At 63.2% G+C, this 21,085-nt stretch carries 32 protein-coding genes; 9 read left to right on the top strand and 23 right to left on the bottom strand.

All coding sequences use genetic code 11. The features are described 5' to 3' along the window. Positions 1–43: 43 nt before the first annotated feature. Together BVH03_RS25140 and BVH03_RS25135 are read left to right on the top strand one after the other, a co-directional pair. Positions 44–721: a type 1 glutamine amidotransferase domain-containing protein gene (locus tag BVH03_RS25140; RefSeq protein ID WP_075963732.1), complete on the top strand. Its 678-nt coding sequence runs from the start codon at positions 44–46 to the stop codon at positions 719–721. 338 nt (positions 722–1,059) lie between these two features. Next, a complete protein-coding gene (locus tag BVH03_RS25135) occupies positions 1,060–2,262 on the top strand; it encodes an integrase family protein (RefSeq protein ID WP_075963731.1) in 1,203 nt (400 codons plus the stop codon). 7 nt (positions 2,263–2,269) lie between these two features. On the opposite strand, the gene BVH03_RS25130 is transcribed toward BVH03_RS25135, so the two are convergent. From BVH03_RS25130 to BVH03_RS25055, 16 genes are all read right to left on the bottom strand, one after another. Further along, complete coding sequence (locus tag BVH03_RS25130) at positions 2,270–2,476, bottom strand: AlpA family transcriptional regulator (protein ID WP_075963730.1); 207 nt, start codon at positions 2,474–2,476, stop codon at positions 2,270–2,272. Continuing rightward, complete coding sequence (locus BVH03_RS25125; protein WP_256574815.1) at positions 2,469–2,669, bottom strand: hypothetical protein; 201 nt, start codon at positions 2,667–2,669, stop codon at positions 2,469–2,471. Before BVH03_RS25125 ends, BVH03_RS25130 begins: the two co-directional genes overlap by 8 nt. Beyond that, positions 2,662–2,898 carry a hypothetical protein gene (locus BVH03_RS25120; protein ID WP_075963729.1) on the bottom strand — a complete coding sequence of 79 codons (237 nt, stop codon included), beginning with the start codon at positions 2,896–2,898 and terminating at the stop codon, positions 2,662–2,664. The genes BVH03_RS25125 and BVH03_RS25120 overlap by 8 nt, the downstream gene beginning before the upstream one ends. Beyond that, positions 2,895–3,488 (bottom strand): hypothetical protein, encoded by a 594-nt coding sequence (locus BVH03_RS25115; protein ID WP_177344941.1) that lies wholly within the window; start codon positions 3,486–3,488, stop codon positions 2,895–2,897. Before BVH03_RS25115 ends, BVH03_RS25120 begins: the two co-directional genes overlap by 4 nt. Further along, entirely contained in the window at positions 3,485–4,555 is a 1,071-nt protein-coding gene (locus BVH03_RS25110; protein WP_083640163.1) for a phosphoadenosine phosphosulfate reductase family protein, read from the bottom strand. Before BVH03_RS25110 ends, BVH03_RS25115 begins: the two co-directional genes overlap by 4 nt. Beyond that, a complete protein-coding gene (locus tag BVH03_RS25105; protein WP_075963728.1) occupies positions 4,545–4,799 on the bottom strand; it encodes a hypothetical protein in 255 nt (84 codons plus the stop codon). The genes BVH03_RS25110 and BVH03_RS25105 overlap by 11 nt, the downstream gene beginning before the upstream one ends. 75 nt (positions 4,800–4,874) lie before the next feature. Beyond that, positions 4,875–5,234, bottom strand: coding sequence for a hypothetical protein (locus BVH03_RS25100; protein WP_075963727.1), 360 nt, complete (start codon positions 5,232–5,234; stop codon positions 4,875–4,877). Next, positions 5,231–5,821, bottom strand: a complete 591-nt coding sequence (locus BVH03_RS25095; protein ID WP_075963726.1) for a hypothetical protein — start codon at positions 5,819–5,821, stop codon at positions 5,231–5,233. Before BVH03_RS25095 ends, BVH03_RS25100 begins: the two co-directional genes overlap by 4 nt. 175 nt (positions 5,822–5,996) lie before the next feature. Beyond that, on the bottom strand, positions 5,997–6,818 hold the full coding sequence (locus BVH03_RS25090; protein ID WP_075963725.1) for a hypothetical protein: 822 nt from the start codon (positions 6,816–6,818) through the stop codon (positions 5,997–5,999). Between the two features lie 50 nt (positions 6,819–6,868). Continuing rightward, positions 6,869–9,679, bottom strand: coding sequence for a toprim domain-containing protein (locus tag BVH03_RS25085; protein WP_075963760.1), 2,811 nt, complete (start codon positions 9,677–9,679; stop codon positions 6,869–6,871). A gap of 5 nt (positions 9,680–9,684) precedes the next feature. Beyond that, positions 9,685–9,915, bottom strand: coding sequence for a hypothetical protein (locus BVH03_RS25080; RefSeq protein WP_075963724.1), 231 nt, complete (start codon positions 9,913–9,915; stop codon positions 9,685–9,687). Between the two features lie 11 nt (positions 9,916–9,926). Next, on the bottom strand, positions 9,927–10,160 hold the full coding sequence (locus BVH03_RS25075) for a hypothetical protein (RefSeq protein ID WP_075963723.1): 234 nt from the start codon (positions 10,158–10,160) through the stop codon (positions 9,927–9,929). Positions 10,161–10,216: 56 nt separating this feature from the next. Further along, positions 10,217–10,489: a hypothetical protein gene (locus BVH03_RS25070; RefSeq protein ID WP_075963722.1), complete on the bottom strand. Its 273-nt coding sequence runs from the start codon at positions 10,487–10,489 to the stop codon at positions 10,217–10,219. Then, positions 10,486–10,779 carry an ogr/Delta-like zinc finger family protein gene (locus BVH03_RS25065; RefSeq protein WP_075963721.1) on the bottom strand — a complete coding sequence of 98 codons (294 nt, stop codon included), beginning with the start codon at positions 10,777–10,779 and terminating at the stop codon, positions 10,486–10,488. The genes BVH03_RS25070 and BVH03_RS25065 overlap by 4 nt, the downstream gene beginning before the upstream one ends. Positions 10,780–10,890: 111 nt before the next feature. After that, a complete protein-coding gene (locus BVH03_RS25060) occupies positions 10,891–11,316 on the bottom strand; it encodes a YmfL family putative regulatory protein (RefSeq protein WP_075963759.1) in 426 nt (141 codons plus the stop codon). A 65-nt stretch (positions 11,317–11,381) separates the two neighbouring features. Further along, a complete protein-coding gene (locus tag BVH03_RS25055; protein WP_075963758.1) occupies positions 11,382–11,582 on the bottom strand; it encodes a hypothetical protein in 201 nt (66 codons plus the stop codon). An 80-nt stretch (positions 11,583–11,662) separates the two neighbouring features. On the opposite strand from BVH03_RS25055, the gene BVH03_RS25050 reads away from it, so the two are divergent. From BVH03_RS25050 to BVH03_RS26550, 5 genes are all read left to right on the top strand, one after another. Beyond that, positions 11,663–12,013 (top strand): helix-turn-helix domain-containing protein, encoded by a 351-nt coding sequence (locus tag BVH03_RS25050; RefSeq protein WP_075963757.1) that lies wholly within the window; start codon positions 11,663–11,665, stop codon positions 12,011–12,013. A gap of 67 nt (positions 12,014–12,080) precedes the next feature. Continuing rightward, positions 12,081–12,572, top strand: a complete 492-nt coding sequence (locus BVH03_RS26600) for a hypothetical protein (protein WP_075963720.1) — start codon at positions 12,081–12,083, stop codon at positions 12,570–12,572. Positions 12,573–12,817: 245 nt separating this feature from the next. Further along, a complete protein-coding gene (locus BVH03_RS25780; RefSeq protein ID WP_143486068.1) occupies positions 12,818–13,258 on the top strand; it encodes a hypothetical protein in 441 nt (146 codons plus the stop codon). Further along, positions 13,248–13,634 (top strand): hypothetical protein, encoded by a 387-nt coding sequence (locus BVH03_RS26265; protein ID WP_075963719.1) that lies wholly within the window; start codon positions 13,248–13,250, stop codon positions 13,632–13,634. The genes BVH03_RS25780 and BVH03_RS26265 overlap by 11 nt, the downstream gene beginning before the upstream one ends. Positions 13,635–13,745: 111 nt before the next feature. Further along, complete coding sequence (locus BVH03_RS26550; RefSeq protein ID WP_168175675.1) at positions 13,746–13,922, top strand: hypothetical protein; 177 nt, start codon at positions 13,746–13,748, stop codon at positions 13,920–13,922. 43 nt (positions 13,923–13,965) lie between these two features. Here BVH03_RS26550 and BVH03_RS25035 read toward each other — a convergent pair whose 3' ends face one another. Then, on the bottom strand, positions 13,966–14,214 hold the full coding sequence (locus BVH03_RS25035; RefSeq protein WP_075963718.1) for a DUF1654 domain-containing protein: 249 nt from the start codon (positions 14,212–14,214) through the stop codon (positions 13,966–13,968). Positions 14,215–14,268: 54 nt separating this feature from the next. On the opposite strand from BVH03_RS25035, the gene BVH03_RS25030 reads away from it, so the two are divergent. Beyond that, on the top strand, positions 14,269–14,724 hold the full coding sequence (locus BVH03_RS25030; protein ID WP_075963717.1) for a LexA family transcriptional regulator: 456 nt from the start codon (positions 14,269–14,271) through the stop codon (positions 14,722–14,724). Then, complete coding sequence (locus BVH03_RS25025; RefSeq protein ID WP_075963716.1) at positions 14,724–15,986, top strand: Y-family DNA polymerase; 1,263 nt, start codon at positions 14,724–14,726, stop codon at positions 15,984–15,986. The genes BVH03_RS25030 and BVH03_RS25025 overlap by 1 nt, the downstream gene beginning before the upstream one ends. 7 nt (positions 15,987–15,993) lie before the next feature. Here BVH03_RS25025 and BVH03_RS25020 read toward each other — a convergent pair whose 3' ends face one another. Genes BVH03_RS25020 through BVH03_RS24995 form a run of 6 tightly spaced genes read right to left on the bottom strand, consistent with a single transcriptional unit; the run spans position 15,994 to position 21,077 of the window. Next, entirely contained in the window at positions 15,994–16,443 is a 450-nt protein-coding gene (locus tag BVH03_RS25020) for a DUF2442 domain-containing protein (protein ID WP_256574814.1), read from the bottom strand. Then, entirely contained in the window at positions 16,440–16,670 is a 231-nt protein-coding gene (locus BVH03_RS25015) for a DUF4160 domain-containing protein (RefSeq protein ID WP_083640161.1), read from the bottom strand. The genes BVH03_RS25020 and BVH03_RS25015 overlap by 4 nt, the downstream gene beginning before the upstream one ends. Before the next feature lie 48 nt (positions 16,671–16,718). Next, positions 16,719–17,966: a phage late control D family protein gene (locus BVH03_RS25010; RefSeq protein WP_083640160.1), complete on the bottom strand. Its 1,248-nt coding sequence runs from the start codon at positions 17,964–17,966 to the stop codon at positions 16,719–16,721. Further along, positions 17,963–18,403, bottom strand: a complete 441-nt coding sequence (locus BVH03_RS25005) for a phage tail protein (RefSeq protein WP_075963714.1) — start codon at positions 18,401–18,403, stop codon at positions 17,963–17,965. The genes BVH03_RS25010 and BVH03_RS25005 overlap by 4 nt, the downstream gene beginning before the upstream one ends. Before the next feature lie 6 nt (positions 18,404–18,409). After that, positions 18,410–20,968, bottom strand: coding sequence for a phage tail tape measure protein (locus BVH03_RS25000; protein ID WP_075963713.1), 2,559 nt, complete (start codon positions 20,966–20,968; stop codon positions 18,410–18,412). Further along, positions 20,955–21,077 (bottom strand): GpE family phage tail protein, encoded by a 123-nt coding sequence (locus BVH03_RS24995; RefSeq protein ID WP_075963712.1) that lies wholly within the window; start codon positions 21,075–21,077, stop codon positions 20,955–20,957. Before BVH03_RS24995 ends, BVH03_RS25000 begins: the two co-directional genes overlap by 14 nt. Positions 21,078–21,085 lie beyond the last annotated feature (8 nt).

Raw genomic sequence — 21,085 nt, 5'->3', positions numbered from 1 at the left:
GGCACTAACTCAGAACCCTATCGCCACATGCAAGGAGTTCATGATGAATGTTCTGATGGTGCTGACCTCCCATGATCAGCTCGGCAACACCGGTGCGAAAACCGGCTTCTGGCTCGAAGAGTTCGCGGCGCCTTACTACGTGTTCAAGGATGCCGGCGCCAATGTCGTGCTCGCCTCGCCAGCCGGTGGCCAGCCGCCGCTGGACCCGAAAAGCGACGCGCCCGACGCACAGACCGACGCCACCCGCCGCTTCAAGGCCGACACCGAGGCGCAGCGTCAGCTGGCCAACACCGTGAAGCTGAATTCGGTCAAGCAACTGGATTACGACACCGTGTTCTACCCCGGCGGCCATGGCCCGCTGTGGGACCTGGCCGAATCGCGCGAATCGATCGCCCTGATCGAAGCCTTCGAGCGCGCCGGCAAGCCTATCGGCTTCGTCTGTCACGCGCCGGGTGCGCTGCGCCACGTCAATGCTGCTGACGGCAGCCCTTTGATCAAGGGGCGTCGGGTCACCGGTTTCAGCAACAGCGAAGAAGCTGGCGTGCAACTCACCGATGTTGTGCCGTTCCTGATCGAAGACGAGTTCCAGAAACTCGGAGGCAAGTATGAAAAGGGCGAGGACTGGGCGTCCTTCGTGATCGAAGACGGCAAGCTGGTCACCGGCCAGAACCCGGCCAGCTCGGAAGCCGCTGCCGAAGCGCTGCTGGCGAAGCTCAAGTAGCTGCAGCGAAGTGATCGGAGTAGGGCTTCTGCAGCACTTCAGATGCATAACGGGTGCCCTGTTACCGCGACAAATCCTCAAAAACGAAAAAGCCCCGTCAGTGATGACGGGGCTTTTGTATTTCGATCTGGAGCGGGCTAAGGGAATCGAACCCTCGTCATGAGCTTGGGAAGCTCAAGACGGTGGTTTCTCAGCAGGTGCCAGGTAGTACCCCATTGGCCGTGAAAGCCAGTAGAATCGCGGCTTTTCGCGGTGTGGCTGATCCGGGGTTGTCTCGGGACGTCTCACCTTGATTCGGGCGAACGGCCCCCAGAAACGGCCCCCAGGATGGACAGCCAGTGCTCACCGAAAAGCAGATCAGGGCGCTCAAGCCCGAAGCCAAGGAATACACGGTCAGCGATGGCCGCACGGCGAGAGGGGAGGGCGTGCTGCTGCTGCGCGTGCGCCCCAATGGCACGAAAGAGTTCTATTACCAGCGCCGGCAGGGTGACCGGAAGATCAAGCAGAAGCTTGGCAACTGGCCGGCCCTGAGCCTGACCGAGGCCCGGGATAGGTCTCGCGAGCAGAAGGAGGTGCTGATCGAGCCCGGCACCTTCAACGATCTGTTGGACACCTACGTCGCCAAGCTCAAGGCCGAGGGCGCCGCCACGGCAGAGCACGTCAACTGGTCTTTCAAGCATTACGTGCTGGAGCCGTTCCCGAACCTTGGCAAGCGCCCCGCCGCGTTGATTTCACCGGCCGATATCCGCGACATCATCAGCCAGATGATCGCTGGCGGCATCACCACCGCCTGCAACCGCGTGCGCTCGCGACTGCACGCTGCCTTCCAGCACGCCCTGCAGGAGGAATTCAACCCGCGAAACTTCCACGCCAACAAAGTGAAATTCGGGCTGCAGTCCAATCCAGTGGCATCGATCCCGGTGCAGTCCGACTGGGAGGCCCCGGGGGAGCGAAACCTGTCTGTAGCCGAACTGGGGATCCTCTGGAACCTGCTACCCGAGCAATTGACGCTCACGACCTCGGAACTGCTCAAGTTCCTGATCGCCACTGGTGGCCAGCGCCCCGAGCAGTTGCTGCGTTCCGAGCGTACCCTGTACCAGCGTGACCATATGATCATCCGCAACGCCAAGGCCGGCGTTGGTGAGCGCAGCATGCACGTTGTGCCGCTCAATGCGATTGCCAAGGATTGCCTGGTCGAGATGGATGCGATCAGCGAAGCCAGCGTTTACCCGTTCCAGGGCAAGAAGCCTGGCCAGGCGCTGCAGGCGCAGTCCCTTTCGCGAGCCGTGACGGCGTTGTATGGGCGGCATGCCAAGCTGTTCAATGGGCCGTTCACGCTGCGCGACATTCGCCGCACCTGCACGACCCTGATGGGCGCGGCCGGGCTGGACAAGTCCCTGCGCGACCGCATCCAGGGGCGTGCCTTCAATGATGTAGGGTCGAAACACTACGACCGCTACGACTACTTCAAAGAGAAAAAAGCCGGCCTGAATGTCTGGGCCAAGTGGCTGCAGCAGAACATCATTACCCAGAAAGCCTGAGGGCCGCTTACGCGGCCCCCTGGGGTTTCCATTTCGTCGGGTTCTGCTGCCAGTGGGCGACCTCCGATGCACGCCAGCCGACTCGGCCCGCAGTGATGGGGACCGGGGGCGGGAAGCGCTCGGCCTTCACTTCGCGCCACAGTGTGGAGCGCGCCAGGCTCGTTGCCTCGAGCACTTCTGCCTCGCGCAGAAAACGATCCAGGGTCTTACCCACGGTTGCCTCCCATCCATTCGTTTCGATGTTGCCACTGGCGGCGCATTTCGGCCACCAGTTCGGCAGCAGCTCCAGCGCCCCGCCGCTTGGCGATCAGCTCGGTGAGTTCTTCGATACGGTCTGGCGTCGAGTAGCCACGCCGCAGCCAGTCGCGTGCCTCGCACTCGTGCATGTGCCGCCGCTGGTCATCCACGGGCCACCTCTATGGCTTTGTCGGCCCTGACCAGCATGGCCAGGGCGTTACGGTAGGCACGCCAATCGCTCGGCGTGCTGCTGGTGAACACTGGCGGGCGCCCTGGCTTCTGAAAACGGACGTGGCCACCGCGCGTGCGGCAGGCCTGCCAGCCGTTGTTGTGGGCGTAGACCAGCAGTGCCAAAAGCGATTTACCGCAGCGGTGGCCGGTGAGTACGTATAGGCTCATAACGTTCGACTCCCTGCCGCAATGTTGCTCCCACAGATGCGGGCTACCTCAAGAAGCCATGCCGCCAGCTCGACGGGGGTTGCCTCTCGCTCTTTTTTGCTGACTTCGGGCCTGCGACGTAGATGCTGATTCAGGCTGCTCTGCGCAATTACATGGCTTGCCTCGCCCATCCGATAAGGTATAGGGGGAAGCTGGCACGGCGCGGCGCCGCAGATGTATAGGCGTGTCAGCTTCTCTGCGCGGTGGCCCCACCACCATTGGGAAATGACCAGCGTCCAGCCGTTCCAATTGTCCTGCTCGCCAGGTTCTGGTAGGGGCTTTTCCTTCCAGAGCAAGCTGCTGGCAGGGTGTTCGAGCACGCCACCATAGCTGCGGATCTGGTCGACAGCCCACAAGGCGAGCCCTTTTTCACCTGGGCGGGGCTTAGCGAATGTGCGGAGACGCCCCCACGCGCGGCATGGTGGATGGGCAACGATTGGCGCACCTCCAGGCCAGTTCAATGCGTTGCGCTGCGCATCCCACACGTCAGCCGCGCTGAAAGTCTTGTAGATGCTGTCGGAGCGCGCGAATAACACTGCTACCTGGCTCATACAGCGGCCTCCATCGGTACCCAGTCGCTGTCGCACAGGCCGTATGCACTGGTGCAGGCCTTTGAGTCGGTTTCGCCATCGGTTGCGATCAAGTCATACTGGATACCACCTCGGGTGGTACGTGACCACTCAACTGCCTGGCGGATGTTGGCCAGAGCGACGATCTGCGCGACATCCATTTCCTTGATCGAGCCTTGTTGGTGCTTAGCGTTGGCGCCCGCGAAGAACGTTGCGCCGCCGCGCTTGCTGGCCTGTCGTACCAGATCCTCCCAGCGGGCAATACGGTCAATATGGTGTGGCCACCGTGCAGCGATCTCTCGTAGCTCACCCTTCCGGCAGTTGATGCAGGGCATGCAGCCTACCCGGCTGGCCCCCATGGTGTAGAGCGGGTTAGGTTTGATGCCCATGGCGCGGTGTGCCTCGAACACGCTGTCCACGTTCCATCTGAGCAGCGGGCGATAGTTGTAGAGTCCACCGCCTACTGCTTCGCATTCGGGCAGGTAGCGGCGAACATCGGATTCGTCGGCGCGCACACCCTGCCAGCTCATAATCATGTTCGGGCCATCCATCAGCGGCAGCATGACCTGCTCCACGATGACATTGCGCTTCAGCTCCTCGGTGCAGAACTGCGCCTTACGGCTGGGAAAGCGGCCTTTCCATAGGCAGAGGTCCAAGAAGGGCACACCTGTCGGCTGCAGCACTTCCAGTGCGGCCAGCACTATGGTTTCTGCCACTCCCTGCTCGCGCCATTTGGTGGCGATGAATTCGCGCTTGCGGGCGATCTGCCGGGAGAAGTCAGCGCGGCGGTGCTCGATGGCCACGCCTGTGGCTTGCGCCAGGTAGTCGATATATTCAATCGTCAGCTCGTGTTCGTTGCCGGTGTCCGCAAACACGGCGCGCAGATTGGGCGCGTCTTGGGTTAGAGCGAGCAGCAGCAGGGCGGTGCTGTCCTTGCCACCCGACACGCTGACGATGTTGTGCTGCAGGCCGGGTAGTTCATTGGCGGGGTGGAATGGCCAGCGAATTGCGTTCGCCAGATCAACGTGACGACCAATATCAACGACCATAACGGCGGCGCTCCTGAAGGGCCTGTTTCTTGGCGACTTGCTCGGCCATGTAGGTTTGCCAGTGGGCGTCCTTCATCTTCTGTCGAATGCGGCTGCATTTGGCGTGTTTACGGGTGGAGCGGGCCTTGCCGCAGATGTCGCAGATGCTGGGCATATCCAGGCGGCTGCCGGCGAGTGGGGGCCTGGTGCGGGCCTGTGGTGTGGTAGGCTCTGCGCCGCCGCCTTGGGGTTGATGTGCTTGCATGGTGCTTCTCCTTTGGGGTGGTTGGCGTCGGGGGTTGCAGCCCCCGGCGCCGTCTTTTTTCCGGCCTGGCCGGTGTCAGCTGAGGCGGTACTGCTTGCCGTCGTCGATCACGTAGAAATCCACGTCCTTCTGGCGGTACACGCCGCCGATGCCGCCGTGCACGATGTAGTCGTCGTAGGGCGGTGCAGCCACGCGCACCGGGAACAGCTTGTCGCTCTGGTGGGCGTACTCGCTTTTGCGCTTGATCAGGGCGTACAGCTGCTGGCCGTAGGGGCGGCAGCCAGCCGGGCCGTGGGCGGCTTCGAAGCCGAGCCAGGCGGCGCGAGTTTCCAGGTTCTGGAATTGGCCACCGTCTTGGGTCATGTCGTAGCCGCGGGGCAGGGCCCAGTCTTCGAAGGCCATGGCCACTTCGAGGTTTTCGAGGGGCTGGCTCATGCGCGGGCCTCCAACTTGGCCTGGCGGGCGGTCTGGTACTCGCTGGGGAGGATTTCTGAGGCGCCTTCGATCCAGCCACTGGTTGGCTGACCGGCAGCCAACGCGGCTTCGTGATCAGCCTGGCTGATCGAAAAGCCCAAGTTGAAATAGGCGGTGTTCTGGTGCTCGAACATGATGCCGCCGCATAGCCAGAGGTTGCCGGTGTTGATGCTGAGCCGATCCCAGTATTCGGCGCTACTCAGCCTGGCTGGGCAGTGTTCCTGCCACAGCTGTTGCAAGCGCTCGTGCTCGGCGCGGATCGCTGCACGTTCTTCCTTGGTGATGCCCTTCGGGAGCTTCGGCGCGCTGCGCAGACCTCGGAACCCCCATTCATCTGGGCGGCACCAGTGTGCGTCCAGCTCGCGGGAGTCGCTGAGCTTCACGCCGCCGGCGAAGTTGGAGCCGACGTCATGCATCGGAGCAACCTTGCCGCCGATCAGCTTGCCCAGGTCGTTCAACTGTCCGAGGAAGCGATCTTTCGCTTGGTAGTAATCGACGACGATGGCCACCGTCTCTGGAGCTGCCGATTTGTAGTGGTATGACTGCATGGTGCTTCTCCTTCGGGTGATGCCCAGGCGTTGCAGCGCCTGGGCGGCTGGGTCAGTGGGTGAGTGCCAGCAGCAGGTCCGGGGCGGCGTTGGCGCCGGCGGCGAGCAGCAGCAGGGCGATGCCGCTGCCGATCAGGGTGGCGATGACGCTGGATGGGGTTTCATCGTTCATGGCTCAGTCCTCGACCGGGCCGCGGGTGCGGCCGACGGTGTGCCAGGCCATTTCGCGTACGGTGGCCTTCGCGGCGTCCAGGGCTTCGGCCGGGACGTTGAACAGGGCGTCGAGGAAGTCGAGCAAGGCGATCAACTGGGCGTGGTTGCGGGCGTCGCGGATGTGCAGCTCGGCGTGCACCTGGTCGGCCAGCTCGAAGGCCAGTGCCTCGGCCTTGCCCATGCAGAACACGGCCATGTCCTTGTGCTCCTGCACCTCCGTCAGGAACTCGGCAAGGTCGCTGATCTGCAGGGCGTGCAGGGCTTGAACGGCCGCGCTGCGCTCACCGCTGTGCTCGGGACGCTTGAGCTGTACCGCGACGCTGCGCTGTTCGAAGGTGCAGGGGGCGGTGCCGACGATGACCAGGGCACCCCTGAACTGGACTTGCTCGCCAACTGCGCGGCGCACCACGCTGTTGCCGGTGTACAGCTGTTTCAGCGCGTCCCAGTCGAACTGCAGGGGCTCAGAGGCGTTGCCGACGTCATCAATGACCACTGGCTCGTTGACGGCCATGGCCAGCCTGGCAATCAGGGCGCCGAAGCTGTGATTGGTCAGTGTGATGTGGTCGCGCTCGACAACGCCCGACAGCTTCCACAGGTTGCTGACCAGGGTGGATTTACCGCCGCCTGCATCGCCGTGGATCTGCAAGATGGGGTAAGTGCCCTGCAGGTTGCGGATGCGCTCGGCATGGTAGGCGCCGGCCCACCAGGCCAGGGCGACGAGGCCCTTGGCGCCGAATGCGGTGGTGAACAGCTCCAGCCATTTCGGGGTTTGTTGGTTTTGCATGGTGCTTCTCCTTTGGGGTTGTGTGCCTGGGCGTTGCAGCGCCTGGGCGGCTAGGGCTGCTGGAAAATCCAGCACTTCACGGTGGGGGCCTTGAAGACGGTGAGGTTGGCGCGCTTGGCCTGGTGCTTTCGTACGGCACTGCAGACGGCGCGATTGGCGTCGACGAACTTGCGCGAACGGCTGTCCTTGAGCAGGTCACGCAACAGGCCGATATCGGGCAGCTTCTGTTTGTGCTCGTTGGCGCGTTCGTAGAATTCGTTGAGGTTGATGGCGATTTCGCCGGTTTCGGGCTTGTTGCTGTGGTTCACCACTGGCCCTTCGCCGTCCAGGCCCTCGAGGTAGTCGAAGACTTCCCAGAACTCGGCCACGGCCGCATGGTCGGCGCTGATCGAGCCCTGGCGTTCCAGGGCCATGGCAACGATCTGACGCTGGGTGGCGCTGTGCTGTGTGTCGCTGATCGGCACCACCTGGCGCAGGCAATCGAGCAAAGCGAGCAGTTGGGCGTGGTTCTTGCTGATGCGCTCGACGCGGATGTAGCCGCGCAAGGTGTTGCCACAGTGGCGGCAGGCGGCGTTGTCGTTGCCATCCTCGAAGGCGGCGCCGCAGCTCCAGCAGTGGGTATGCAGGCGGCGCAGGCGGGCCTCATGGCCCGGAAAGGTGTCGGCGAATTGCTCCAGCACGCTGGCCTCGGCCTTGATGGCCAGCAACAGGAAGTGGCTGAGGATGCTGCCGTCCAGGGCGTTGAGTCTGTCTGCCGCGGCGCGGCTTTCCGGGGTGACAGTGGGGCGCAGGAAGTGCAGCTTGCCAATACGGGTCATGATGGCCTCGTGGGCGACCACGGCGGCGTTCTGGGTGATGGCGATGGCGCCGCGAAAGGGTGGTTCGTAGGTCTCGTTGCCGGCTGTCTTCACGCCCTTGGTCGCCAGCGTGCCGCCACCGTAGAAATCCTTCAGTTCGTCCCATTCGAACGTCTTGGCGTGGGCCTTGTCGTCACCGTGGCGGTCGGCTTCCAGGTAGACCACAGGCATGCCGGCGACCTGCGCCATGAGACGGGAGCGGCCGGCCTTGGTGGACTTCATCGGGTCGAAGCCCTCGTAGCCCTCGCGGCCGAGCAACTTCCACAACAGGTTGAGCAAGGTGGTTTTGCCGGCGCCGGCCTCGCCTGTGGCCTCGAGAAACAGGTAGGACTGCCAGCGCGCGCGGATCTGCTCGCAGAACAGCGAGCCGAAGAACCACGTCAGTGCCACCACGCCCTGTGCCCCGAAGCACGTCCACAGCAGGCCGAACCATTCGCTGTCGTATGCCTTGGCGTCGCGGCTGGGGCGGATGGCCACGCCCTTCTGCAAGGTCTTGATGCGCAGCTTGCCGAACTCGAAATAGTCCTCGGCGTTGGCCTCGTACACCTGGCCATCCTTGACGGCAACGTCGCCGAACACGTAGCAGCCGTGCTCCTTGCTGTAGCCCACGAAATCGATGGTCTCCACGGTTTTGATGCCGTAGGTCTGCTGCTTCATGATCTTTTCGAGCTGCTGGCCGGTGCCGGTGAACATGGCCCCGGCGGCCATGCCGAGAAGGCGCTTCTTGAACTCGCTGGCGGCAGCAATGTGCGTGGCGGTGAAGGTGTTCTTCACGCTATCCGCGCCGTGGGGGAAGTCGACCCGCAGGTAGTACCAGGACTCGTCGGTGATCTCGTTGCGCTGGAAATACAGGGCCTCGAAGTAGCAGTTGGCGATTTCCACCACGCTGCCGGACAAGCGCAGTGCCTTCTCGCGGACTTCCTTGTTGCTCTGCGTATTGCCTTCGTCTTCTTCCAGTGCCTGGACGGCCTTGTTGTATTTGTCCAGGTCGAGCGCCCACCAGTACAGCCGGCTGTCGTAGCCGAAGTGAAATTCCCGCCACTCGTTGCGCTGGTAGATCAGCAGGCCCTTTTCCGATGCGCTGTCGGCGATCAGCAGCGCGCCTTGGTAGCGGGCTTCGTCCAGATCAGTCGCTACACGCTCGGCGCGTTGCTCGGCGTCGTCGATGAACGCCCAGCGCTGATGCAGGTCGTTCCAATCGACCTTCTTGCCCTTCTGCGGGACCTGCGCCGCTTCGCAGCGGAAGCCCATGGCTCGGGCCATGGTCACCCACTTGCGGGTGAGGCTGCGGGCAACGGGCTCGTTGTCCAGTGCCCAGACCAGTGTCGGCAGGGGGCGGTCAGCTTCGCTGCAGGCCTGTTTCAGCTCGCGCAGTGACTGCTCGGGGAACGGCGCACTGGACATCATGGAAACGGCGTTGATGCCGTGATGCAGCAGGCCGATGGCGTCGAAAATGCCCTCGACGATCAGCAACTCGCTGACCTCCAGCAGGTTCAGCGACGGCGGGCACCACCACACGCCCTTGTAGCTTTCGCCGGGCTTGAAGCGCGCCTTCTGCTTGCCGAAGCGCTCGGGGCGGTCGATCAGGCGCTCCCAGTAACCACCTTTGGCGAGCGGGAAACGCACGGTGGCGCTGCCAATGCCGAGTTCACGCGACCAGTAATGCTCCTGGCTGAACCAACCCTCGATCAGTTCCAGGCGAAAGCCCCGTGCGAATTCCAGGTAGGCGCGGGCGGTAGCGTTGGGCTGCTGCTCGGTGGCGGGCGCGCGCTCGCTCCAGTCGTTGAACAGGTCGTCGTACAGGTCTTTGACGTGGTACTGCGCACCGCACTTGCCGCGGCCGCAGATCAGCATCCAGGGCGAGTCGGTGAAGGTGTACAGCTCGGGCTTGCCGCAGGCCGGGCACTTGCCCTTGCGCATGTACTTGGAGCCCTTGATGGGCTTGAGGCCTGCATAGTCGCGCTGGATGCGTTGCAGCACCTCGGTGCGCAGGGACTCCTGCATCTGGCTCATGCCTGGCCCCATACGAAGGCGTGCAGCTCGGCGGCCAGTGCGTTGTACTGGTCGGCAGTGATGACATCCAGCTCCAGATAGGCGCAGAGGATGCCGCCGAGGCGCTGCTTGATATCGTGGCGGGCCTCACCGGTCGCGCTTATCAGATCTTTCAGGAACATGGCCAGTATGTAGCGCTCAGGTGTGGCGGCCAGGGCCTTGAGCAGGGGAAGGGGGGGAGTCGGCATGGTGGCGGGCCTTATCGGTTGGCAGTGAGCGCGGCTTGTAGCGCGCCGATGGTGCGTTTGTGCCCGGCCAGGGCCGGGTGGTCGTCGAGGATGCGAGCGCTGCGCAGCGGCTCGGGCACGTGGCGGTAGCGGTCGTCGTACCAATGCAGGTCGAAGCCCTGGCGCAGCTCGCTGCGCAGGCTCTGCAACCAGGCCTCGGCGATGGGCTTGGGCAGTCCGATGTGGATGTCGATGTCTGCTGGCATGGCGTACTCCAGGCGCAACTTGCCCAAACCCACGGCGTGGGCTGGGGATTCAGGGGTTAGGGGTGCTGTCGGTCGGGGCCGCTGGCCAGGTCCCAGCCGACCCAGATCCGCGGGTAGGGCTGCAGCTCACTCATGGCCAGTTGTGCCAGCCGTGGCGCCAGGAACAGGGGAACGTCCAGGGCCTGGACCAGGTGCTGGCAGGCACGCTCGAACAACTGCGGATCGCCGGCCAGGTGCTCGGCCTGGTGCTGCTCGAGAAAGGCCCGGGCGCAGCCCTGCATGCGGGTGCGGTAGTCGGTGGCGTCGATCGGTGGCAGTTCGGTGGTCATACCGCTTCCTCCAGTGCGTCCAGCAGGTCGAGCTGATCCTTTTTCAGGCGGCAATCTTTATGCGCCTGGCGCTTCACCACAGAGGGGGCCAGCGGCAGGGTGATGCGCGGTTTGTCCATGCCCGAGGCGTTGAGCCCGTAATCCCAGTTGAGGGAACCCACGATGTTGTAGCCGCAGGGCACGTAGGTGCACTGGCCGTACATGGTGCGAAACAGCGGGCTCTGGCCCTCGCTTGAGCGAATCCGCACGGGATTGCCGCAAGCCGGGCACACCAGCTTGTAAATGCTCAACTTGTCTCCCCGCCGCTAGTCGCGGCACCGGCTGGGCCGGTTAAGTGGCGACGCATCCCGCGCCTGGATCGGTTCCTGGTGCTCGCCCTGGTTTTCCAGGGTCGGGCGGTGTTACTTGCTGTGCAGCACAAGCACGGCGGTTATCTCGGCGTGGCGTGCGGCGATATGTGTGCGATGGGCGGCGAGGATGGCCTCTACCTCGGCGGTTTCGATCACGCCGTCTACCAGCGCCTGGGCGATCAACTGGTCGACCATCCCGCGCTTGAGGGTGGTGCTCAGCGAACGGGCATACAGCTCCAGGTTGTCCAGCTCGCTGCACTCGGGCATGGGCACGAACACGCCGCCGTACAGGTGGCAGATGTAGTCGGGGAGAAGGGTGGAGCCAGCCTGCTGCTCGAGCTGGTGCACCTGGGCGTCGGTCAGCGGTTGGCTGCCGGCGTTCTCATACATGTGGTTGTCCAGCTTCTTGAGTGGCAGCCCAAGACGCGCAGCAGCAGACTCGCGGCCACCAGGGAAGCCCGTGATTACGGCGCTCATGACCTGGCGCCGGCTTTCTAGAATCGCCGGGCGGCGTTTCTGGTTTTCGGTAGGGACGGTGGCCATTACTGTGCGACCTCAGCTGCTTTGATACCTAACGCGACAGCAGCTTTATGTGCGGCACCTCGGCGTCCTTTCTTCACGCCAGCCAGCACCTGATACGTGGTGTGCAGATCGAGGTCGTTCTCGCTTGCGAATTCCTTGACGGATTTGCCCTGCGATTCGATCCATTCCTTTGCTTGTGCAGCGGTGCGAGTGGCGTGCATCATTCAAAACCATTCAAAAGCGTTCAATGTGGCAAAGATTACCACTCATTCGAGTGGTGTCAATGGGGATTTCTATCCAAATGAGTGGAATTGGCGATCGCCTACGCGAGGAGCGCGAGCGGCTGGGCATGTCTCAGGCCGTTTTTGGTGAGCTGGGCGGTGTTAAAGCAAACGCCCAAGGTAACTATGAGAAAGGGGATCGCTACCCCGACGCTGCCTATCTGGCCGCTGTCGCAGAGCGCGGAGTGGATGTGCTTTACGTGGTGACTGGTGAGCGCAGGCCTACTAGCGCTGACAGCATCAGCAGTGCCGAGGTGGACCTGCTTGAGCACTACCGCCAACTGCCGGCGAATGACCAGACGCACACCAATAGGATGGTTACCGCCATGGCCGAGATGGCCGGGCGTTATGAGGTAAACGGCGACAAGTAGGTCGCCGCACCGGATGTTGTTCGCTGGCCATGGGGGCCGGTGATTTCAGGATGAAGGGGAGGGAGCTATGCAAACTAGGTTTGCCAGCCTAGCGCTCGCTGGGCTTTTCGCTGTCGGTGTCCTACCGACATTCGCCGTTGCCGACGACAGTGCGATCCAGGCTCATTGCAGCGATGAGTGGCCTGATGATGCAGAGATGCGTGCCTTTTGCGTTTCCGAGCAGCGTAAGGCGTTGCGGCAACTGGCTAATTACAGTGGGTCAATCCGCCAGCATTGCGAGGGGGAGTGGGGCACGAATTTCGAGATGGTTGTGTACTGCATCAAGGAACAGCGTTCCGCCGAGAAGGCCATTGGAAACGCGCCACAGGACGAAATAGCCACCCGCTGTGCACGAGAATGGCCGGGCCAATTCGATATGCAGGAACACTGCGCCAAAGAGCGAAGAACTGCCAAGGAAAACATCGAACTCAACTACTCAGGCTCTCAGCGGCGTGCTTGCGAGCGCGAGTGGGGAACCCAGTATGAGATGGTCGAGTACTGCATTCAAGAAGGGGAGTGATGTCGTGGGGTTGATTGCCTGCAAAACATGCGCTGCAAAAATTGCGAAAGAGGCTAAAACGTGCCCGCAGTGCGGGGGGACTAATTCCGCAGCTTATACAGGGGCTCGTATAGGGGCGTTAGTCTATCTAGCAATGATTGGCGGATTTTTCTATGCAGTTTGGCAGATGATGACGCCTAGTTAATTGCTTTCCTTTCAATGCCATGTGACTGCGTGGTTAGTCGGCTTTGCGAGAGATTTTACAGATGATGAAAGAAGTGTCTCCTGATGAAGAGTCCCCGGCGGGAAAAATAAACTCGGAAGATGAACCGCCCAAGAGAAAAATGCCGTACAGGAATTTAATGACGGAGTTGACTCTAGAAGATATGTCAAATCCTGGCGTTCACAAATTGATGCTTGCAGAAAATAGCAGGTTGGAAAGTGAACTATTCAAAAGTGAGGCTATCATAATATCTCATCACGAGCTTAGAGTTACGCACGCTGAGGTTAAGGGTGAGCTAGATAAATTTAAAGGTATGAATAGGTATTTAGATACCCTTTACAGTGCAGGGCTTGGAATTGGTACAGCATTGGCGGGTATATCAATATCGATTGAGCCGTTTGTCGTTGCTTTCGCAGTCGCATGCCTAGGGATCGCTATTGCGGGGATTTCTGTTGCGGCCAGGATGAAGCGTTATGAGAATTAAAGTTCGTTCAGTCCAAGATGCTGGCAACCTAGAAAAAGAAAGAGTAGTTATCTATGCACTTGAGGATGGACAGATAGGATCTCAGATTCTCGCCTCCACTCAAAGGCATGGAGCTGGGGTGTCAAATGAGATTTATAATGCTTATTGGATTCCAGACCGCGAAATAAAGAAAGATGATGTTGTTGTTGTATATACTAAGTCGGGGAAAAATACTGATAGGAAAAATAAAGATGAAACAAGAAGCTATTTTTTCTATATGGGGCTAGATAAGCCTACTTATGTGAATGACAAGGTTGCTGCTGTTGTTTTTTCCATCGATAAATGGAAGGTTGCCCCTTTGTCTGTAACTCCAGATTCAAATACCGTCGACTCCTAGTTCAGAAAACTTGTGGTGGATTTATTGGCACCCTCGACGCTTCTGTGCTTAAAAGAGTTGTATCTCTGCCGATGCTCTTTGCTCCACTGCACAACATGGAGCATGCAGAGAATGAACGATGGGATTGAGGCTGTTGGTAGTCAACCTGTGGTTGAGGTTGCACAGCCTGATAGGGAACCGCTGACACCACTGGAGCGGATGCTGATTCGGTTTTATCGGGAGCTGGACGAGGGTGATCAGGTCTTTGTGCGGCGAGCGGTGGAAAGCTTGGCACTGCGCAAGCAGTGAGTGACAGAAACCCCGGCCAGGTGCCGGGGTTTTTTGTGGGCGCTCAATCGTCCTTCGGTACCGTCCAGAACAGCTGTATGCCGTCGTCGCGGTGGCAGATGGTGACGTTGTCGTTCTCGCCGATCTCGTCCAACAGCTGGGCCCAGTCGTCCGGGTTGTCGCCTTCGGCGTACAGCAGTACCGCTGATCGGGATTTTTGCGCTGCCGGGGAGTTGATGACCCGCTGAACTCGGGCGCCGAGCAGCTCATAGGTGGTTGGGGCGGCTGCCGTTTGCTGTTTGCCTTTTGCCATCTGGGTAACGCCTCGATTACTGTATGTGCATACAGTAATTCATGGGTTCACCCGATGTCACTCTCCATTCTTGGCCGGCATGACCGGCTCGCGCACCTGCTCCCGGAAGCGAAAGAGCTGCGCATCACGGGCTTTCAGTCGCCGGCCGAAGACGAGGCCGAGGGGCGGCTCTCACTGGACGCGCTGACGGGCCTCGGCGCGCCGCATATCTGGGTGGTGGCGGTGACCGATGACTCGCTGATCGGCTTCGGCCTGTACCAGGGCGATCACTTGGTGGTCGACCGCAGCTACGCGCTGACCATTGGCGATGCACGCACCTACGCGGCGCGGCTGGTGGTGGTCGACCTGGGCGACGGCAGCGGTTACCGCGTGCGGATGATGACCAGCGACGAGGGCGGGCGCCTGGTGCTGCGCGCTGCGAACCGCTTCACGCCGGACGTGAGCCTGGAATGCGAGGAAGCGATCGAGGTGTGGGGCACGGTGACGTGGATCATCGGACGGGTGGGCTGATGCCGGTTTTCGCGTTGATCGACTGCAACAGTTTCTACTGCAGCTGCGAGCGCATTTGCCAGCCCGAACTCAAGCGCGTGCCGGTGGTGGTGCTCTCGAACAACGACGGCTGTGTGATCGCACGAACGGCCGAGGTGAAGGCCCTGGGCATTCCCATGGGCGCGCCGTACTTCAAGGTGCGGGACCAGTTGCGCGGCGCCGGCGTGGCGGTGCGGTCGAGCAATTACACGCTGTACGCGGACATCAGCAATCGGGTGATGCGCACCATCCGCGACATGGTGCCGGCCATCGAGGTTTATTCGGTCGACGAGTGCTGGGCAGACCTAACCGGTGTGCAGGATTTACTCGGCCTGGGCCGGCAGGTGCGCGCGCGGCTACTGCGCGACGTGGGTATGCCGGTGGGCGTAGGCATCAGCACCACCAAGACCCTGGCCAAGCTTGCTAACTGGGCCGCGAAGAAGTGGCCGGCCACCGGCGGCGTGGTGGACCTGACCGACCCGGCGCGGCAAGCCAAGCTGCTGCGCATCGCGCCGGTCAGCGAGGTGTGGGGCATTGGCCGGCGCCTGGCGCCGCAGCTGCAGGCCCTGGGCATCGAAACCGCCTGGGACCTGGCGCACTTCGACGTGCCCACGTTGCGCAAGCAGTTCGGCGTGACGCTGGAGCGCACCGCACGGGAGCTGCGCGGTGTGAGCTGCCTGGACTTCAACGATGGCCCGCCGCCGAAGCAAGCCATCTGCAGTTCGAAGATGTTCGGCGAGCGGCTGGAGCAGATCGAACCGATACGCGAGGCGCTGGCAACGTACGTGTTCCGGGCCGCCGAGAAGCTGCGCAGCCAGGGCTCGTTGTGCGGGGCAATCCAAGTGGGCCTGCGGACCCAGGTGCACAACCCGAACGAGGCGCGCTACGCGGAGGCGCGAACCGTGGCGCTGCCAGCACCGACCGATGACACACGGGCGATCCTGGCGCCGGCGCTGCGGGCGCTTGATGCGTTGTTCCAGCAGGGCTTTCGCTACTCGAAGTGCTCGATCCTGCTGATGGACCTGAGCCGCCGCGGCGAGGTGACCGACGACCTGTTCGCGCCGGCGCCGCGCCCGGGCGGCGAACGGCTGATGGCGACGGTGGACGCGATCAACAAGCGGGAAGGGCGTGGCACCGTGCGACTTGGCAGGATGCCCGCCGACCCCTGGTGGGGCATGCGGCGGGAGATGAAGTCGCTGTGCTACACGACGCGGTGGGATGAGGTGATTGGGGTGCGTGGGTAGGCGGCAGTCATGCGGCCTGGTGCTGCTCGACTTCCCACCCCAGCAAGGCGAGGGCCACAGTGCGCGGGATGGGCTTCTCGCCGCTGCGGTAGTAGGCCAGCATGCGGCGGCTGAGGCCCAGGGCTTCGGCGGCGGCATCAAGGCTCAAGCGATGCTTGGCCATCCAGTTCCAGATCAGTTCGTGCGAGTAGCCACCGGCTTGCTCGATTGCGCGGGCGCGCAAGTTGTCGGCGGCCAGCTCCAGGTCGTCTTCGTCGGCCCAGACGATGCTGCCGCCCCATTGGCCGATGGCGGCCTGGGCGAAGACAGCAGGGTTCGCCAGGCGGGCCAGCGTTGGATGGCGGGCGATGACGTCGTGCAGGTCGACCTGCAGCTGCTCGCCGTCTGCATACGTCAGGCGCAGGGTGGCCGGGGCGAAGGTCTCTACATGGACGATGGTGAAGTGGCGGTTCTTCATGGGTTCAGTTCCTCCCATTTGGCGCTCAACAGCGCGTGATTTTCGGCGGCCCACTGCAGAGCTGCTGCCAGCTCGCGACGGGCGATGCGGCCGGAGAGCACGGCCAGGCCGTTGATTTCCACCAGGGCTTCGCGGCCATCTTGCAGGCGCACGTGGAAGTGTGGCGGCAGGTGATCCCCGGCGTAGAGGGTGATTGTGCAGTTATGGAGGCGTTTGATCGTAGGCATGGTGAGAGTATAAGTGCAATAGTTGCATGGTGCAACAGTTGCATTGCCCTATGCCTTAAGTCGCTTCGCTTCACGTTCCAATGCTCGCTTGGCGCTGGCCTTGCTGGCGTAGAGGTGGGTCAGACGCTTGGGCTTGGCCTGGTCGCCCTGGGTGAGCTTCTTCTGTTGCCCAGTCTTGGCGTCGCGGTACCAGGCGAGCACGCCGGTGTAGCTGTCGGTGAGGTCGGCCAGTTCGGCGAGGTCGTCGTCGGGCAGCTTGGCCTCCAGCTCGAGGCTGGTGGTATAGGCCTCGGGTGTGAAGCTGTGTTGCACGTTGGCGCCGAGCCAGACGATGGCGGCGATTTCGTCCTTGATGCCGGTGAGGCTGTAGGTAAGTTCGGGGATCAGATCGGGGCGCCCCTTGGCGAGCTGGTAGCTCAGGGTGGCGGTGCCGCGCTGCAGGCGGTTCCATTCGGCGCGGGCGGCGGCCAGAGCGGTGGCCTGGTCGGTGTAGGTGTGGCGTAGGTCCTTGAGGTTGTCGCCTGTGCCGGCGATGGCTTCCTGCTTGGCGGCGCTGTTGGTCTCGTAGTAGTAGGCGCGCGCGCCGGTGTAGGCGTTGCGGTCGGCCTGCAGATACCTGTGCTGGTCGCCGTCTGCACGGGTGAGGGTGATATGGGGCAGGGCCAGGCCGCTGGCTGTTGTGCTCGCACCGGTGGGCATGAATAGCAGGCGGCCGGCCTTCACGGTGGCGATGGCATCATGCTGCTCGCCGAGGCGGGCCAGCAGATTGGCGTCGGACTCGTTGGCCTGGTCGAGGTGTGCCAGGGCGATGTTGATCAGCGCCGGGGCGATGATGGCCTGCAGGCCATTGCCGCTGGCCAGGGCGGTGATGACCGCGCCCAGGGTGGCGGCATTCCAGCTGCGTTCGCGCTTGACCTTGAAGCCTGCGCGCAGGTCGGCGCTGCGGGCGCGGATGTTGAGCACGTCCGGCGCGCCGCTGTGCTCGGTCTCGTCGACGGTGTAGGTGCCCTTGTCGGTCAGCCCGGTGTCGCTCCAGCCGAGCCACAGACGCACCACGGCGCCGCGTGGTGGGATGGCCAGCAGGCCGTCGTGGTCGCTGAGCTGGATGTCGAGGGTGTCGGCCTCGATGCCGCGATTGTCGGTGAGGTTGATGCTGATCAGCCGCTCGGTGACGGCGGCGGTGATGTCTCGGCCGTCGACCACGACTCGACAGGCCGGGCGGGGGTAGCCGGTGTTCTCGCCTTGGGCGGCTTCGAGCAGTTGGCCGCCGGCGTAGGCGAGGGCGCGGCTGATCACAGCAGGCCCCTGAGCAGGTTGCCGAGGATGCCAGTGAGGCTGCCGAGCAGGTCGGTGCGGCCGTCGTCAACGCGCTTGAGCACCAGGTTGAATTCGATGCGCCGGGCGGCGCCGTTGGCGAAAAAGTAGGAGCGAGTTTCGCTCAGGCTTTCAATGACCCAGAGGCCATAGACGCGGCCGGTGCCCTCGACCAGGGGCCACGCGCTGCCGGTGTCGGCCATCTGGCGCAACTGGTCGAGGCTCAAGGCCGTGCCGGCCAGCTCGGGCAGCAGGGTGCCGGGCAGGGTGATGCTGTCCTCGCCGCGGCCCAGGTACTGGCGGGCCGGGTTGGTGCCGATGCGGCTGGTGGTGCCGTGGCGCCACTCGGTCTGGCGCTGGAATTCCTGGTAGGCCAAAGTGTGCAGGCTGAACACGAACATGCCCAGGGACATCATCATTGCGGGTTACTCCGTATCGCGCAGGCTGCTGCGCAGGCGCTGGGCCTTGTTGCGTTCGCGCTCGTCCAGCAGGCGGTTGAGCATGCGCTGCAGGTCGGCTGTGTCAGCGCCTGGGCCGGCGCTGATATTGATGGTGATGGTGTCGCCCTGGATGATGGTGCTGCCGCCTGCGCTGGCGGCGCTGATCGGCGGGCGGCGGTCGAACTGCAGGGGCGCCTGGTCGGCCATGGCCGGGGTGCCGAAGCCAATACCCAGGGTGGCGGCGCCGGCGGCGGTGAGCTGCTTGGCGGTGCTGGCCACCTGCTTGAGCACGGCGCCTTCACCCTTCGCCAGGCCCTGGCCAAGGCCGGCCATGGTGAAACCGCCGAGCTGGGCGAACACGCGTGAAGGGCTGTGGATGCCCAACTTCTGCTTGAACCAGCCGATGGCTGCCCCGCCGGCACTGGTGATAGCGTCCTTGACGCGGCCCAGGCCAGCGGTGATGCCGCGCACCAGGCCCTGCATGAGCATGCCGCCGAAGTCGGTGAACCTGGCGGGCAACTCGACGCCCAGGTAGCTGAGCACGCCCGCGAAGGCGCGGTAGAGCAGGCCCAGCGGGCTGAAGTTGATCAGGGTAGCGATGATGCTGCCGATGCCACCGGAGAACCCTGCCTTGAGTTCTTCCCACAGGCCGGCCATGTAGGCCTTCACGGCGTCCCAGTTCTGGTAGATGAGGTAGGCGCCGCCCGCGAGCACGGTGATGAGCAGGCCGATGGGGTTGGCCAGGGCCAGCCGACCCATCCAGAGCAGCGCGGTGCACACAGTTTTCAGGGCCGTCACCAGGCCGAGGCTTTTGATGCCGAGCAGCATCATGCCGAAGCGGACCATGGCGAATGGGCCGAGGATGCTGGCCAGGGCCAGGGTGATGCTGCCCATGACGGCCATGAGCAGGCCCAGGCCGGCGACGGTCTTGGTGATTTGTGCGGTGAGCACGGGGTTTTCCCGTACCCAGGCGCCGATGCGGCCGACCATAACGGTGAGGCCCTGCACGAATTCGCGCAGGGGGCCGTTCTGCTGGTCGAATAGCTCGATGCGCACCTCATCGAGGCCGGAGAACAGTTCGTCCAGGTCGCCGGTGAGGTTGTCGGCCATGATCTTGGCGGTGCGGCCGGCGGCGCCGGCGTGGTCTTTCACCACGTCCAGGTACTTGAGGATGCCACCGGCGCCGGCTTGGTTGATCAGCTCGGCCATGCCGGCGGCGGGTTCCTCGCCGAAAATGGCCTTGAGGTACTCCAGGCGGTCACCGGTGCCCATTTTCTCGGTGGCCTTGGCCACGTCGCCGAGCACGGCGGTGATGTCGCGGATGTTGCCGGCCGAGTCCTTGGCGCGGATGCCCAGCTTCTTCATGGCCTTTTCGGCGGGGCCTACCGGTGCAGCCAGGCGCAGCAGCATGGCGCGCAGGGTGGTACCGGCCTGGCTGGACTGAATGCCGACGTTGCCCAGCAGGCCGGCCATGGCGGCGGCCTGCTCCAGGCCCATGCCGGCGGATGCGGCGACCGGGCCCACGTACTTCATGGTGTCGCCGAGCATCTCCAGGCTCATGTTGGAGGTGGTGAACGCCTTGGTGAGCACGTCGGCGACCATGCCCATCTGCGCCGGGTCGATGCGGAAGCCGCCGAGGATGTTGGAGGCGATATCGGCGGTGCGGCCCAGGTCCATGTCGCCGGCCTTGGCCATGTCGAGCAGGCCGGGCATGGCGTCCTGGATGGCCTTGGGCGTGAAGCCGGCCATGGCCAGGAAGGCCTGGCCACTGGCGGCGTCGCCGGCGCTGAACATGGTTTCGGCGCCCAGCTTGCGGGCTTGGGCGCGCAGCGCGGCGAGTTGCTCGTCGCCCTTGTCCAGGCCGGTTAGGGCCTGCACCTTGCTCATGGTGGTATCGAACTCCAGGCCCGGCGCGAGCAGGCGCTGCATGCCGAACAGGATGCCGGTACCTGTGGCCATACCGCCAGCGCCGCTGGCGGCCATGCTGCCGGCCAGGCCCTGGGTTTTCTCGTACTGGGCCTTGGCGCGGGCCAGGCGCTGCTGCTGGACGGTGATGCGCTTCAGGCGGTTCTCATGCTTGACCAGCTCGGCGTTGGTGGCGGCGAGTTTGGCCTTGAGGTCGCGTTCGCTGGTGCTGAGGTTGCGGGTGCTGATGCCGGCTGCGTTGAGCCTGGTGCGCAGGTTCTGCAACTGGGTCTGGTTGTGCTGATGCTCGCGCTTGAGGGCGCTGGCCTGGCGGATGGCGGCTTGCAGGTCGCGGGTCATTTGCTGGGTGGGCACGCCCGTGGCCTGCATCTGTTGGCCAAGGGCCTTGACGCGCTCGCGAGCAGCCTGCAGGGCGTCTTCGGTCTGCTTGGCGGCGGTGCGCTGCGTGCGCCAGGCGCTGATGTCCTTCTGTTGAGCGTTCAGTTCCTTGAGCCGGTCGCGCGTTTCCTTGAGGGCGCGGCCGGCGCCGAGGGTGCCGCCCTGAATCTTTTTCAGCGGGGCGGTGACGCGATCGAGCGCGGAGAGCAGGACGGTGAGTTGCAGCTTATTTGCGGCCATCGGCCTGACTCCGTGCACGGGCGCGCTCGCGCCATTCCATGAGTTCCGTAACGGTGAGGGCATCCATGTCCTGGGGCGCCCAGTGGAAGACGATGGCCAGGTCGGCCATGGCGTCTT

It is taken from the genome of Pseudomonas sp. PA15(2017), from assembly GCF_001945395.1.
Classification (GTDB): domain Bacteria; phylum Pseudomonadota; class Gammaproteobacteria; order Pseudomonadales; family Pseudomonadaceae; genus Aquipseudomonas.
Note: the sequence above shows the minus strand (reverse complement) of the source record. Positions and strands in the feature narration are given on the sequence as shown.

Bases quoted from the DNA above. Each gene is read 5' to 3' on its own strand.
- BVH03_RS25140 (WP_075963732.1), top strand. From the start codon at position 44: ATGAATGTTCTGATGGTGCTGACCTCCCATGATCAGCTCGGCAACACC.
- BVH03_RS25120 (WP_075963729.1), bottom strand. From the start codon at position 2,898: ATGAGCCTATACGTACTCACCGGCCACCGCTGCGGTAAATCGCTTTTG.
- BVH03_RS25115 (WP_177344941.1), bottom strand. From the start codon at position 3,488: ATGAGCCAGGTAGCAGTGTTATTCGCGCGCTCCGACAGCATCTACAAG.
- BVH03_RS25110 (WP_083640163.1), bottom strand. From the start codon at position 4,555: ATGGTCGTTGATATTGGTCGTCACGTTGATCTGGCGAACGCAATTCGC.
- BVH03_RS25105 (WP_075963728.1), bottom strand. From the start codon at position 4,799: ATGCAAGCACATCAACCCCAAGGCGGCGGCGCAGAGCCTACCACACCA.
- BVH03_RS25100 (WP_075963727.1), bottom strand. From the start codon at position 5,234: ATGAGCCAGCCCCTCGAAAACCTCGAAGTGGCCATGGCCTTCGAAGAC.
- BVH03_RS25095 (WP_075963726.1), bottom strand. From the start codon at position 5,821: ATGCAGTCATACCACTACAAATCGGCAGCTCCAGAGACGGTGGCCATC.
- BVH03_RS25090 (WP_075963725.1), bottom strand. From the start codon at position 6,818: ATGCAAAACCAACAAACCCCGAAATGGCTGGAGCTGTTCACCACCGCA.
- BVH03_RS25085 (WP_075963760.1), bottom strand. From the start codon at position 9,679: ATGCAGGAGTCCCTGCGCACCGAGGTGCTGCAACGCATCCAGCGCGAC.
- BVH03_RS25080 (WP_075963724.1), bottom strand. From the start codon at position 9,915: ATGCCGACTCCCCCCCTTCCCCTGCTCAAGGCCCTGGCCGCCACACCT.
- BVH03_RS25075 (WP_075963723.1), bottom strand. From the start codon at position 10,160: ATGCCAGCAGACATCGACATCCACATCGGACTGCCCAAGCCCATCGCC.
- BVH03_RS25070 (WP_075963722.1), bottom strand. From the start codon at position 10,489: ATGACCACCGAACTGCCACCGATCGACGCCACCGACTACCGCACCCGC.
- BVH03_RS25060 (WP_075963759.1), bottom strand. From the start codon at position 11,316: ATGAGCGCCGTAATCACGGGCTTCCCTGGTGGCCGCGAGTCTGCTGCT.
- BVH03_RS25055 (WP_075963758.1), bottom strand. From the start codon at position 11,582: ATGCACGCCACTCGCACCGCTGCACAAGCAAAGGAATGGATCGAATCG.
- BVH03_RS25050 (WP_075963757.1), top strand. From the start codon at position 11,663: ATGAGTGGAATTGGCGATCGCCTACGCGAGGAGCGCGAGCGGCTGGGC.
- BVH03_RS26600 (WP_075963720.1), top strand. From the start codon at position 12,081: ATGCAAACTAGGTTTGCCAGCCTAGCGCTCGCTGGGCTTTTCGCTGTC.
- BVH03_RS25780 (WP_143486068.1), top strand. From the start codon at position 12,818: ATGATGAAAGAAGTGTCTCCTGATGAAGAGTCCCCGGCGGGAAAAATA.
- BVH03_RS26265 (WP_075963719.1), top strand. From the start codon at position 13,248: ATGAGAATTAAAGTTCGTTCAGTCCAAGATGCTGGCAACCTAGAAAAA.
- BVH03_RS26550 (WP_168175675.1), top strand. From the start codon at position 13,746: ATGAACGATGGGATTGAGGCTGTTGGTAGTCAACCTGTGGTTGAGGTT.
- BVH03_RS25035 (WP_075963718.1), bottom strand. From the start codon at position 14,214: ATGGCAAAAGGCAAACAGCAAACGGCAGCCGCCCCAACCACCTATGAG.
- BVH03_RS25030 (WP_075963717.1), top strand. From the start codon at position 14,269: ATGTCACTCTCCATTCTTGGCCGGCATGACCGGCTCGCGCACCTGCTC.
- BVH03_RS25025 (WP_075963716.1), top strand. From the start codon at position 14,724: ATGCCGGTTTTCGCGTTGATCGACTGCAACAGTTTCTACTGCAGCTGC.
- BVH03_RS25020 (WP_256574814.1), bottom strand. From the start codon at position 16,443: ATGAAGAACCGCCACTTCACCATCGTCCATGTAGAGACCTTCGCCCCG.
- BVH03_RS25015 (WP_083640161.1), bottom strand. From the start codon at position 16,670: ATGCCTACGATCAAACGCCTCCATAACTGCACAATCACCCTCTACGCC.
- BVH03_RS25005 (WP_075963714.1), bottom strand. From the start codon at position 18,403: ATGATGATGTCCCTGGGCATGTTCGTGTTCAGCCTGCACACTTTGGCC.
- BVH03_RS25000 (WP_075963713.1), bottom strand. From the start codon at position 20,968: ATGGCCGCAAATAAGCTGCAACTCACCGTCCTGCTCTCCGCGCTCGAT.
- BVH03_RS24995 (WP_075963712.1), bottom strand. From the start codon at position 21,077: ATGGCCGACCTGGCCATCGTCTTCCACTGGGCGCCCCAGGACATGGAT.